The organism is Sphingomonas sp. Leaf32 (genome assembly GCF_001421765.1).
GTDB lineage: Bacteria > Pseudomonadota > Alphaproteobacteria > Sphingomonadales > Sphingomonadaceae > Sphingomonas.
Window position 1 is genome coordinate 866,189 of sequence record NZ_LMLA01000001.1, and the last position, 13,073, is coordinate 879,261.

A 13,073-nucleotide genomic window follows, 5' to 3' on the forward strand; every position below is an offset into this window, starting at 1 on the left:
GAGGCGTGGATGGCGATCGATCAGGAACCGGTCCGGCAGGTCGCCATTATCGGGGGCGGATCGGCCGGATGGATGGCGGCGGCGGCAATCGCCCGCTTCCTGCCCGCCGGCACCGACGTCGTGCTGGTCGAATCCGACGCGATCGGTACGGTCGGGGTCGGCGAGGCGACGATCCCCCAGCTGCGCCTGTTCAACCAGCATCTGGGCATCGACGAGGATGATTTCGTCGCGCGCACCGGGGGCAGCTTCAAGCTGGGCATCGAGTTCGCCGGCTGGAACGGGGCGGACAGCCGCTACCTCCACGCCTTCGGCACCATCGGCCGCGCGGTCGGGCTGGTGCCGTTCCAGCATTACTGGCTGGCGGCGGGCGGCGGGGAGCGGCCGCAGTCGCTGTGGTCGCACAGCGCGTGTGCGCAAGCGGCGGCGCAGGACCGGTTCGACCGCGATCCCGGCAACCCGCAGGCTCCGGCGGGCACCGCCTGGGCCTATCATTTCGACGCCGCGCGCTATGCCGCCTACCTGCGCGAACGCGCCGAGGCGGGCGGTGTCGTGCGCGTCGAGGGACGCGTGGTCGATGTGGCGCAGCATGGCGACAGCGGCCTGATTGCCGCCGTCATGCTGGACGACGGTCGGCGGATCGAGGCGGATTTCTTTGTCGACTGTTCGGGTTTCGCCGCGCTGCTGATCGGGCGGATGGCGGGCGATCGCTGGGATGACTGGTCGGCGCTTCTGCCGTGCGACCGGGCGCTGGCGGTGCCGTGCGCGGCCGTCGCGCCGGTTACGCCCTATACCCGCGCCACAGCCCGCGCGGCCGGATGGCAATGGCGCATTCCGTTGCAGGAGCGGACCGGGAACGGGCTGGTCTATTCCAGTGCGCATCTGTCCGACGACGAGGCCGCTGCGACGTTGCTGGGCAATCTCGACGGGGCAGCGTTGGGCGATCCCCGGCCGCTGCGTTTCACGACTGGGCGGCGGGCTGCGCCGTGGATCGGCAACTGCGTCGCGCTGGGGCTGGCCGCCGGGTTCATGGAGCCGCTGGAATCGACGTCGATCCATCTGGTGCAGTCGGGGATCGCACGGTTGTTGTCGCTATGGCCGAGCGCGACCCCACGCGCCGCCGACATCGCCGAGTTCAACCGCCAGTCGGCGCGCGAATGGCTGTGCATCCGCGACTTCCTGATCGCGCATTATGCGCTGAACGGACGGGACGAGCCGTTCTGGCAGGAACGCCGCATGGCGCCGCTGCCCGATACCTTGCGCGAACGCATCGCGCTGTTCCAACAATCGGGCCGGATCGTGCGTGACGAGCACGAACTGTTCGCCGAGGTGGCGTGGTTGCAGCTTTTCGTCGGGCAGGGGGTGGTGGCCGGGGGCTATCATCCGCTGGCCGACGCGTTGCCCGCCGCGCGCCGCGACCAGTTTCTCGACATTTCGGCGAGGCATGTCGCCGCCACGGTCGCGCGGATGCCGACCCATGACCAATATCTGCGCGCCCATTGCCCGGCGCCTGCCACAAAGGTTGCCGCGTGATCCGATCCCTGCTCCTCGCCCTGACCCTCGGCGCCAGTGCGCTGCCGTCCGCTGTCGCCGCGCAGGATTTTCGTGCGCGCGCGCCGGAGGACGAGGTAATCTACTTCGTTCTGCCCGACCGGTTCGAAAATGGCGACAAGGCGAACGACCGGGGCGGCATGACCGGCGACCGGCTGGCCCATGGCTTCGATCCGACAGCTAAGGGTTTCTATCATGGCGGCGACCTGAAGGGGCTGATGGCGCGGTTGCCCTATATCCAGTCGCTGGGCGCGACCGCGATCTGGGTCGGGCCGATCTTCAGGAACAAGGCCGTTCAGGGCGGTCCGGGCAACGAGTCGGCCGGCTATCACGGCTATTGGGTGACGGACTTCACCCGGGTCGATCCGCATCTGGGCACCAATGCCGATTTCAAGGCGCTGGTCGATGCGGCGCACGCGCGGGGGATGAAGGTCTATATGGACATCATCGCCAACCACACCGCCGACGTGATCCAGTATCGCGAATGCGCGGGCAAGCGCGAATGCGCCTATCGCAGCCGGGCCGACTATCCCTATGCTGCCAAGGGCAAAAACAAGGGTTTCGCCGGCGACGGCGTGCAGACGGCGGAGAATTTCGCGAAGCTGACCGATCCGTCGTTCGCCTATACCCCGTTCGTACCGGCGGCCGAGCGGTCGGTGAAGGCGCCGGCTTGGCTGAACGATCCGATCTATTACCATAATCGCGGTAACACGACGTTCAGCAACGAAAGCTCGCAGATGGGGGATTTCGTCGGGCTGGACGACCTGATGACCGAAAACCCGCGCGTGTTGGCGGGGATGATCGACATCTTCGGCGGGTGGATCGACCGGTTCGGGATCGATGGCTATCGCATCGATACCGCGCGGCATGTGAACCCGGAATTCTGGGCGGCGTTCGTGCCGGCGATGCAGGCGCGGGCGAAGGCGCGCGGCATTCCCAATTTCCATGTCTTCGGCGAGGTCGCGCTGTCGTCGCTCGATGCCGGTGGCCTTGCCGTCTGGACCAAGACGGGCAAGTTTCCCGCCGTGCTCGACTTCTCGTTCCGCGAGGCGGTATTGCAGAGCGTCGCCGGGACCAAGGGCACTGACGTGTTCGAAACGGTGTTCGACGGCGACGTCCTCTATGCCGGCGGTGAGGCGACAGCGCGGCAGTTGCCGACGTTCACCGGTAATCACGACAATGGCCGTTTCGCCTTCTATCTGCGTCAGGCGCGACCTCAGGCGAGCGACGCGGAAATCCTGTCGCGGGTAATGCTGTCGAACGCGATGCTGCTGAGCCTGCGCGGCGTGCCGACCATCTATTCGGGCGACGAGCAGGGCTTTGCCGGCGACGGCAACGACCAGGACGCGCGTGAAGACATGTTCGCGTCGCAGGTCGCGTCGTACAACGACAACAAGCTGGTCGGCACGACCGCCACCACCGCGACCGCGAACTTCGCGCCTACCCATCCGCTGTACCGGCAGATCGCGCAATTGGCGAAGCTCCGGACGTCGACCCCGGCGCTCACGCGCGGACGGCAGTTGCTGCGCGCACGCGAGGACAAGCCGGGCCTGCTCGCCATCTCGCGGTTCGATCCGACCAGCAATGCCGAAGTCCTGCTGCTGTTCAACACCGCGAACGCGGCGATCACGCGCAACGTGCAGGTCGAGACGGCATCGACGCGGTTCCGGGCGCTTACCGGCCGCTGCGGCACCGTGACCGCTCCCGGCGCGATCCGCGTCGACCTTCCCGCCCTTGGCTATGCGGTGTGCGCCGCGGAGACCCGATAATGACCGAAGCTGCCGTCCGGGCCGTCGCCCCCGAACCCGCCGCCGCCCGCCCGTGGTGGCATGGTGCGACCATCTATCAGATTTATCCGCGCAGTTTCGCCGACAGCAATGGCGACGGGATCGGCGATCTGCCCGGTATTACCGCGCATCTCGACTATGTCGCGGCGCTGGGCGTGGACGCCATCTGGCTGTCACCATTCTTCACATCGCCGATGAAGGATTTCGGCTATGACGTTGCAGATTATTGCGATGTCGACCCGATCTTCGGCACGCTCACCGATTTCGACACGTTGATCGCCAAAGCGCATTCGCTGGGCCTGCGCATCATCATCGATCAGGTATGGTCGCATACCAGCGACGAACATCCGTGGTTCGTCGAGAGCCGGTCGAGCCGCACCAACCCCAAGGCCGACTGGTATGTATGGGCCGATGCCAAGCCCGACGGCTCGCCGCCCAGCAACTGGCAGTCGGTGTTCGGCGGCCCGGCCTGGACGTGGGACGCCCGACGCGGGCAATATTATCTGCACAATTTCCTGAAGGAACAGCCGCAGCTCCACGGCCACAACCCGGACTTGCAGCAGGCGCTGCTCGATACCGCGCGCTTCTGGCTGGATCGCGGGGTCGACGGGTTCCGGCTGGACGCGATCAACTTCGCGATGCACGACCCCGATCTGCGCGACAATCCGCCGATGCCGAGCAACGGCAAGACCCGCACCCGCCCGTTCGATTTCCAGCGCAAGCTCTACAATCAGGGGCATCCGGACATTCCGGCGTTCCTCGAACGGGTGCGTGCGCTGCTCGACGGCTATGGCGACCGCTTCACCGTGGCGGAGATCGGCGGCGACGACGCCACGCGCGAGATGAAGCTGTTCTGCGAAGGCGATCGCCGGCTGAACACCGCCTATGGCTTCGACTTCCTCTACGCCCCCGAACTGTCGCCCCGCATCCTGCGCGACGCGCTCGACAATTGGGGCGAGGACGCGCCGTGGCCGAGCTGGGCGTTCGAGAATCATGACGCGCCGCGTGCCGTCTCGCGCTGGCTGACCGATCCGGCGCAGGCCGGCGCGTTCGGCCGGATCAAGATGCTGCTGCTCGCCTGCCTGCGCGGCAATATCTTCCTGTATAATGGCGAGGAACTGGGGCTGCCGCAGGTCGACATCGCGTTCGAGGATCTGCAGGACCCGGAGGCGATCGCCAACTGGCCGCTGACCCTGTCGCGCGACGGTGCCCGTACGCCGATGCCATGGGCGGCCGATGCCGAAAATCTGGGCTTCGGGGCGGGCAAGCCGTGGCTGCCGGCGGGCGAGGCGCACCGCGCGTTGGCGGTCGACCGGCAGGTGCATGACACGGCGTCGCTGCTGAACTTCACGCGGCACGTGCTGGCGCTGCGCAATGCGCATCCGGCGCTGCGATCGGGCAGCATGACCATCGTCGAGGCGTCGGACGCGATCTTCGCGTTCGAGCGTGAACTGGACGGGCAGCACATGCTCTGCGTGTTCAACCTGTCCGATGCGCCGGCGACCTTCGCGGGCGGCGCGGGCACGCGCGCGATCGAAACCATCGGTGACGTGGAGGGGGACCAGTTCGGCCCGTTCGCGGCGCAGGTCGCGGTTCGCGACTGACAAAGATAATAGGGAGAAGGCGATGAGGATGATGAAATGGGCGCTGGCGCTGGCCGGCGTGACTGCGATGGCCTCGCCCGCCTTTGCCGAAGTCGTGGCACGGGCGGCCTCGCCCGATGGCAAGCTGACGGTGGCGGTCAGCCTGGATAATGAGGGCCGTCCGAGCTACTCGGTCGCGAAGGACGGCAAGGCGGTGCTGAACGACAGCAAGCTCGGCTTCCTGTTCACCGACGCGCCGAAGATCGAGCGCGGCCTGACGCTGGCCGGCACGAAGCGCGACCGGGCCGATACGACCTGGACGCAGCCGTTTGGCGAGTGGAAGACGATCCGCGACAATCACACCGAACTGACGGTGACGTTCCGCGAGGCGAAGAACCTGAAGCGCGAGATGGCGGTCACCTTCCGCCTGTTCGACGATGGTGTCGGCTTTCGCTACACGCTGCCGAAACAGGCGAACCTGACGACGGCCAACATCGCCGACGAACTGACCCAGTTCGCCTTCGCCGAGCCTGGCACCGCATGGTGGAAGCCGGCGTTCGAGTGGAACCGCGAGGAATATCTCTACAACAAGACGCCGCTCGACGCGGTCGGCACCGCGCAGACGGTGATGACGGTAAAGCTCGCCAGCGGTCGCCATGTCGCGATCCATGAAGCGGCGCTCAGCGACTATTCGGCGATGAACCTCGCACGGGCGGAGGGGACGACCTTCCGTGCGGTGCTGACGCCAGGATCGAATGGGCCGAAGGTGTCGCGCGCTGCCGGCTTCTCCACGCCGTGGCGGACCATCGCCATCGCCGACGATGCGCCGGGCCTCTACAACGCCAGCCGCATCGGGCTGAACCTGAACGAGCCGAACAAGCTGGGCGATACGTCGGGCTGGATTCAGCCGGGCAAGTTCGTCGGCGTGTGGTGGAACATGATAAAGGGCGACTGGAGCTGGGCGCGTGGGGCCAAGCACGGCGCCACCACCGCGAATGTCCGCCGCTACATCGACTTCGCCGCCGCCAACGGCATTCAGGGCGTGCTGGTCGAGGGGTGGAATGTCGGCTGGGACGGCGACTGGTTCGGCAACGGCAACGACATGAACTTCAGCCAGCCGACCGAGGATTTCGACGCGGCGGGCCTGGCGGCCTATGCGAAGTCGAAGGGCGTGCGCCTGATCGGTCATCACGAAACCGGCGGGTCGGTCAGCAATTACGACCGGCAGCTCGACACCGCGTTCAAATGGGCCGCCGATCACGGCGAACGCGTCGTCAAGACGGGCTATGTCACCGATGCCGGCCAGATCGAACGCGTCGATGCCGATGGGTCGAAGCATCGCGAGTGGCATGAGGGGCAGTGGATGGTGAACCACCATCAGCGCGTCCTGGATGCCGCTGCCCGCTACAAGGTGTCGATCGACAGTCACGAGCCGGTCAAGGATACCGGGCTGCGTCGCACCTACCCCAACTGGCTGAGCCGTGAAGGCGGGCGCGGCATGGAGTATAATGCGTGGGAAGGCGGCAAGAATCCGCCCGAGCATGAGGCCAACATGGTCTTCACCCAGTTTTTGGGCGGACCGATGGACTTCACGCCCGGCGTGCTGAGCCTGACCGGCAGCAATGGCAGCGCGATCAAGTCGACCATCGCCAAGCAGCTTGCGCTGTATGTCACGTTGTATTCGCCGGTCGTCATGGCGGCCGATACGCCGGAAAACTACGCGCGCTATCCCGCCGCGTTCAAGTTCATCCGCGACGTGCCGACCGACTGGTCCGACACCCGCGTGCTGAACGGCGAGGTCGGCGATTATGCGACGATCGCGCGCAAGGCGGCGGGCAGCAGCGACTGGTTCCTCGGCGCGATCGGCGATGAAGAGGCGCGCAGCAGCACGGTGAAGCTCGATTTCCTCGATGCCGGCAAGACCTATACCGCCGAAATCTATCGCGACGGTCCCGGCGCGGACTATCGCACCGATGCCCGCCATTCGATCACCATCGAACAGCGTCAGGTGAAGAAGGGCGACACGCTGACGATCGCGCTGGCACCCGGCGGTGGCGAGGCGATTCGGTTCGTGGGACCGAAGAAGCGCTAAACGATCCTCCCCGGAACGGGGAGGGGGACCGCCGCCAAAGGCGGTGGTGGAGGGGGACAGCCCCGAACGCAACGATGGCGCGCGGGGCAACCCCCCTCCACCGTCCTGCGGACGGTCCCCCTCCCCATATATGGGGAGGATATAGATGCAGACCCGCCCGACGCTCGGCTTCGGCCAGCTCTGGAACATCTCGTTCGGTTTCTTTGGCATTCAGATCGGCTTCGCGCTGCAGAATGCGAATGCCAGCCGCATCTTCCAGTCGCTGGGCACGCCGATCGATCAGCTGGGGCTGATGTGGATCGCGGCGCCGCTGACCGGGCTGCTGGTCCAGCCGCTGATCGGCCATTATTCCGACCGGACGTGGGGGCGGCTAGGGCGCCGGCGGCCCTATTTTCTGATCGGTGCGATCCTGTGCACCTGCGCGCTGTTCTTCATGCCCAATTCGCCGACCATCCTCGCGGCGGCGATCACTTTGTGGATCCTAGATGCGTCGCTGAACGTGTCGATGGAGCCGTTCCGGGCGTTCGTCGGCGACATGCTGGCGCCCCGACAGCGACCGGCGGGCTATGCGTTCCAAACGTGGTTCATCGGCGCGGGCGCGGTCGTCGCCAGCATCGCGCCCTATGTGCTGGAAAACGTCTTCGGCGTTAGCAATACGGCCCCGGCGGGGCAGGTGCCCGATGCCGTGCGCTACGGTTTCTATTTCGGTGGCGTGATGCTGCTCGTGGCGGTGCTGTGGACCGTGCTGACCGTGCGCGAATACAGCCCGGCGGAGCTGGCGGCGTTCGGCGAGGAGACCGAGGAACCGGCGGATACGACCCCGCCGGTCATTCCGGCGCGCGGACCGCTATGGATCGTCGGCGGTGGCATCGTTGCCGCCCTGATCGCCTGGGCCGAGGCCAGCGGTGCGCTGGAAAGCGGGCGCGAGGCCTATTTCGTGGCCGCTGGCATCGCGCTCTACGGTGTCGCGCAGATGGTGTCGGCGGCGCTGGTGCGCGCCGGACGGGGCGACAATGTGCTGAGCCACATCATCGGCGATCTGGCGACCATGCCCGACACGATGCGGCGGCTGGCGCTGGTGCAGTTCTTCACCTGGGGCGCGCTCATCCTCCTGTGGGTCTATACGACCCCGGTCATCGCGCAGCAGATATGGGGCACGATCGATCCGGCGTCGGACGGGTATAACCAGGCGGGCAGTTGGGTCGGCGTGTTGTTTGCGATCTATTCAGGCGTGGCGGCGGTGGCGGCGTTCGCGCTGCCGGTGCTGGCGCGGTCCTTCGGCGCGGCGCGGACGCATATGCTGTGCCTGGTCGTCGGGGCGGCGGCCTATATCGGTATCTACCTGACCCATGACCGGCTGGGCATGATCGTGCCGATGATCGGCATCGGCATCGTGTGGGCGTCGGTGCTGACCATGCCCTATGTGCTGCTTGCCAACGCACTGCCGCAGCGCAAGCTGGGCGTGTATATGGGCATCTTCAATTTCTTCATCGTCCTGCCGCAGCTGATCGTCGCGACGGTGATGGGCGGTGTCATCAAGACGTGGTTCCCGACCCAGCCGGCCTATACGATGCTGGTCGCGGCGGCGGTGATGGCGCTGGCGGCGGTGGCGATGCTGCGGGTGCGCGAGCCTATCGCAGCGTGACCGTCCGGGCGGGGCGATCGATCCGGATCGTCGCGCCCGGCAGGTGCAGTTCGAAGCCGGGGCAGTCGGGCGCTTCCCACCGTTCCGCCGTCATCGGCTGGCCGTCGAGTGCCAGCCATGTTGCCTGCTGCGGCACATCGGTGTCGAATACGGTGGGGCGTTCACGACGCCACGCGGCGAGCGTCGCGACATGCTCCTCCAGCGCGACGTCGCGGGCGTCCCAGTCGACCCAGCCGATCGCATTATCCTGCGCATAGGCGTTGTTGTTGCCGCGCTGCGACCGGCCGAATTCGTCGCCGGCGGTCAGCTGGATATAACCGCGCGTCGCGAACAGCGTGGCGAGCAGCGCGCGCAGGTCGGCGGTGCGCGCGGCGATGACGGCGGGTTCGTCGCTCGGCCCCTCGACCCCGTGGTTCCACGACAGGTTGTCGCCATGCCCGTCGCGATTGTCCTCGCCATTGGCATGGTTGTGGCGTTCGACATGCGACACTAGGTCGGCGAGCGTGAAGCCGTCATGCGCCGCCAGGAAGTTCACGCTGCGGGTGACCGGTCCGAAGATGTCGGCCGATCCCATCAGCCGCGTCGCCAGCTGCCCGACGCCGCCGTCGCCGCGCCAGAAGCGGCGCACATCGTCGCGATACCGGTCGTTCCATTCCAGCCAGTCGGGCGGGAAATTGCCCAGCTGATAGCCGCCGGGGCCGATGTCCCATGGCTCGGCGATCATCACCTTGTGCCGCAGCAACGGGTCGGCGGCGATCGCGGCGAAGATCGGGGCGTGGCGGTCGAAACCGGGCGAGCGGGCGATGACCGGCGCAAGGTCGAAGCGGAAGCCATCGACGCCCAACGCGGCGAAATGGCGGAGCGTGGCGAGGATCAGGTCGCGCACCCCCGCATCGCCCGCGTCCAGCGTATTGCCGGTACCGGTATCGTTGATGAGGGTGCCGTCCGGCGCGTGGGCGTAGCTGCGATCGTCCAGCCCGCGCAGCGACAGGATCGGGCCGTCGCGGTCGCTTTCCCCGCTATGGTTGAACACCAGATCGAGGATGACGCCGATCCCGGCGGCGTGCAGCGCGGCGATCGTCTCGCGCAGTTCGGCGACGCCGCCGAGAGCGAGACCGGGGTCGATCGCCATCGGCACGACCGGATTATAGCCCCACGCATTGCGCAGGCCCAGCGGAGGGAGGTGGCGTTCGTCGATCCAAGCGACGATCGGCATCAGTTCTACGGTGCCAACGCCGATCCCTTGCAGATGGGCGATGATCGATGGATGGGCGAGCGCGGCGATGGTCCCGCGCTGTTCCTCCGGTATGTCCGGGTGCTGCATCGTGAAGCCCCGGACGTTGAGTTCGTAGATCGGTCGCGCCGGATCGATCCGGGGGCGCTCGACCGGGGCCGGGGCGGATAATGCGGGCACGATGGCGCGCGGCACGATGGCGGCGGTGTCCGCGCCGAATTGCGACAAGGCGGGATCATGGACGAAACGGCGGTCTAGTTCGACGGCGTACGGGTCGACCAGCAGCTTGGCGGGGTCGAACCAGCGGCCGGCGGCCGGCGCCCATTCCCCTGCGGCGCGATAGCCGTAGCGTTGGCCCGGACCGGCGCCCGGAACCTCGACGACAAAACCGTCGCCGTCCCGGGTCATCGCGATGCGCCGTTCGGCGTCGCCGTCGAACAGGCACAGCCACATCGCCGCCGCGTCCCGCGCGCGGACGCTGAAGCGGGTGCCGCCGGGTATCGCGCAGGTGCCGAGCGTCATGCTGCGAGCAGGCTCCGATACAGGCCGGCATAGCGCGCGCCGCTGCGCGTCCACGAGAAGTCGGCGCGCATCCCCTGTTTCTGGATCGTCGTCCAGCAATCGGGGCGGGCATAAAGCGCCATCGTCCGGCGCAGCGCCTGCGACAAGCCGGCGGGCGTGACCGCGTCGAACTGGACACCGGTCGCAACGCCGGCCGCCACCGCTGCCTCGTTCGCGTCGATCACTGTGTCGGCGAGGCCGCCGGTCCGCGCGACGACGGGTACACAGCCATAGGCGAGGCCGTATAGCTGGGTCAGGCCGCAGGGTTCGAACCGCGACGGGATCAGGATCGCGTCACCGCCGCCCTGCAACAGATGGGACAGCCCTTCGTCATAACCGATCCGTACCCCGATGCGCCCGGCATGGCGGCTGGCGGCAGCGACAAACGCCTGTTCGAGCGCGGCGTCGCCCGATCCCAGCAGCGCGAGGCGACCGCCCATCGCGACCAGCGCGTCGAGTTCGCCGGCCAGCACGTCCATGCCCTTTTGCCAGGTCAGCCGGCTGACCACCACGAAGATCGGCCCGTCGCCGGTTTCGATGCCGAACGCCTGCTCTACCGCGCGCTTGTTGGTCCGCCGCCTAGGCAGGGTGCGCGCGGTATAGCGGGCGGGCAGGGCACTGTCGCTCTCGGGCGACCAGACCGCCGGGTCTATGCCGTTGACGATGCCGCTCACCCGGTCGCGGCGTGCCTCTATCAGCCCCTCCAGACCCATGCCGAACTCGGCACGGCGGATTTCCTCGGCATAGCTGGGCGATACGGTGGTGATGGCGTCGGCTGAGGCGAGGCCGGCCTTCAGCAGCCCGACCCCGCCATAATATTCGATGCCGTCGAGGGCGAAGGCGCTGTCGGGCAGGGCGAGACCGGCGAATACGGCGGCGTCGTACCGGCCCTGAAACGCGATATTGTGGATCGTCAGGATGCTCGGCACCTGCGCGTCGTCATAGCGCAGATAGGCCGGGGCCATCGCGCCTTGCCAGTCATGGGCGTGGACCAGATCGAATTGCGTCGCCAGATCGGCCGCCGCCCGGCCCAGCGCGGCGAAGCGCCGCCAATTGTCGTCCCAGTCGCGCCCGGTCGCATCGCCATACGGACCGCCGTCGCGCGCGAACAGCTCGGGCGCGTCGAGGACCAGCAGCGGATGGCCATCGATCTGCCCTGTCAGCAGGCGGGCCGGTACACCAAGCAGGTCGTCCCAGCGCCGCGCCACCTTCGCCCGACCGAGCGACTTCACGACCGACGGGTATCCCGGCAGCAGCGTCGTCATCTCGATCCCATGGGGCAAGAGGGCAGCGGGCAGGGCGCCGACGACGTCGGCGAGGCCACCGGTCTTGACCAGCGGATAGGCTTCGGACGCGACCGACAGGACGCGCATCACGCCTCCAACCGGTCGATCATCGGCTGGGTGATGAGGCAGATGCCGCGTTCGGTCCGGCGGAAGCGATGCCCGTCGAGCAGCGGGTCCTCACCGATCACCAGCCCGTCGGGAATGGTGACGCCGGCATCGACCACGCAGCGCGTCAGCCGCGCGTTCCGCCCGATCCGCGTCATCGGCAGGATCACCGATTCATCGATGCTGCTGAAGCTGTGCGCGCGAACGCCGGTGCTGAGCAGGCTGCGATGCACGGTCGATCCCGACACGATGCAGTCGCCCGCGACCAGGCTCGACACCGCGCTGCCGCGCCGGCCGTCGATGTCGTGGACGAACTTGGCCGGCGGCGTGATCTCCGAATAGGTCCACAGCGGCCAGCTACGGTCGTACAGGTCCAGTTGCGGCACGACGTCGGTCAGGTCGATATTCGCTTCCCAATAGGCGTCGACCGTGCCGACATCGCGCCAATAGGCACGCGGCTCCTCAGGGCTGCGGACGCAGGAGGCGGAGAAGCGGTGCGCCTGCGCGTGGCCATGCTCGACCAGATACGGGATCAGGTCCTTGCCGAAATCGCGGCTCGACCCTTCGGTATCCGCATCGCGACGCAGCTGTTCGAACAGGAAAGCGGTGCGAAAGACGTAGATGCCGAGGCTGGCGAGCGCCATGTCGGGATTGCCGGGCAGGGCGGGCGGGTCCTTCGGCTTTTCGACGAAATCGATGATCCGGTCATCGGCATCGACATGCATGACGCCGAACCCGACCGCTTCGGCCCGTGGCACTTCCATGCACGCCACGGTCACGTCGGCGCCGGTGTCGACATGCTGCTGGAGCATGAGCTCATAGTCCATCTTGTAGATATGATCCCCGGCAAGGATGACCATATATTCGGGACCATAGCTCTGGATGATGTCGATATTCTGGAACACCGCGTCGGCGGTCCCTTCATACCATTGGAACTCGCTGATCCGCTGGCTGGCGGGCAGGATGTCGAAACTCTCGTTGCGTTCGGGGCGCAGGAAGTTCCAGCCGCGCTGCAGGTGGCGGATCAGGCTGTGCGCCTTGTACTGGGTCGCCACGCCGATGCGGCGGATGCCCGAATTGATCGCGTTCGACAGCGCGAAGTCGATGATCCGGCTCTTGCCACCGAAATAGACCGCCGGCTTGGCACGGGTGTCGGTCATCTCGAACAGGCGGCTGCCGCGGCCGCCCGCCAATACATAAGCCATGGCGTCACGCGCCAATGGTTGTCCTCG

Annotated in this window: 8 protein-coding genes; 5 read left to right on the plus strand and 3 right to left on the minus strand. The window is 67.0% G+C overall.

The genetic code is table 11. The features are described 5' to 3' along the window. The first annotated feature begins 9 nt into the window (after positions 1 to 9). The 5 genes from ASE83_RS04180 to ASE83_RS04200 all read left to right on the plus strand — a co-directional run bounded on the left by ASE83_RS04180 (position 10) and on the right by ASE83_RS04200 (position 8,655). The gene (locus ASE83_RS04180) at positions 10 to 1,530 is read left to right on the plus strand and encodes a tryptophan halogenase family protein (RefSeq protein WP_055784505.1); all 1,521 of its coding nucleotides are present in this window, start codon (positions 10 to 12) and stop codon (positions 1,528 to 1,530) included. Then, positions 1,527 to 3,317 carry an alpha-amylase family glycosyl hydrolase gene (locus tag ASE83_RS04185; RefSeq protein ID WP_055784075.1) on the plus strand — a complete coding sequence of 597 codons (1,791 nt, stop codon included), beginning with the start codon at positions 1,527 to 1,529 and terminating at the stop codon, positions 3,315 to 3,317. Before ASE83_RS04180 ends, ASE83_RS04185 begins: the two co-directional genes overlap by 4 nt. After that, positions 3,317 to 4,939, plus strand: coding sequence for an alpha-glucosidase family protein (locus ASE83_RS04190; RefSeq protein ID WP_055784077.1), 1,623 nt, complete (start codon positions 3,317 to 3,319; stop codon positions 4,937 to 4,939). Before ASE83_RS04185 ends, ASE83_RS04190 begins: the two co-directional genes overlap by 1 nt. A gap of 28 nt (positions 4,940 to 4,967) precedes the next feature. Then, the gene (locus ASE83_RS04195) at positions 4,968 to 7,010 is read left to right on the plus strand and encodes a glycoside hydrolase family 97 protein (protein ID WP_055784079.1); all 2,043 of its coding nucleotides are present in this window, start codon (positions 4,968 to 4,970) and stop codon (positions 7,008 to 7,010) included. A gap of 145 nt (positions 7,011 to 7,155) precedes the next feature. Continuing rightward, complete coding sequence (locus ASE83_RS04200) at positions 7,156 to 8,655, plus strand: MFS transporter (RefSeq protein ID WP_055784081.1); 1,500 nt, start codon at positions 7,156 to 7,158, stop codon at positions 8,653 to 8,655. Here ASE83_RS04200 and glgX read toward each other — a convergent pair. From glgX to glgC, 3 genes are read right to left on the minus strand one after another with little or no spacing between them, the layout of a single operon-like run. Further along, entirely contained in the window at positions 8,642 to 10,411 is a 1,770-nt protein-coding gene (gene glgX, locus ASE83_RS04205; RefSeq protein ID WP_055784083.1) for a glycogen debranching protein GlgX, read from the minus strand. The genes ASE83_RS04200 and glgX overlap by 14 nt on opposite strands. Next, the gene (glgA, locus tag ASE83_RS04210; RefSeq protein WP_055784085.1) at positions 10,408 to 11,823 is read right to left on the minus strand and encodes a glycogen synthase GlgA; all 1,416 of its coding nucleotides are present in this window, start codon (positions 11,821 to 11,823) and stop codon (positions 10,408 to 10,410) included. The genes glgX and glgA overlap by 4 nt, the downstream gene beginning before the upstream one ends. Beyond that, a complete protein-coding gene (glgC, locus tag ASE83_RS04215; RefSeq protein ID WP_055784087.1) occupies positions 11,823 to 13,046 on the minus strand; it encodes a glucose-1-phosphate adenylyltransferase in 1,224 nt (407 codons plus the stop codon). Before glgC ends, glgA begins: the two co-directional genes overlap by 1 nt. Positions 13,047 to 13,073 lie beyond the last annotated feature (27 nt).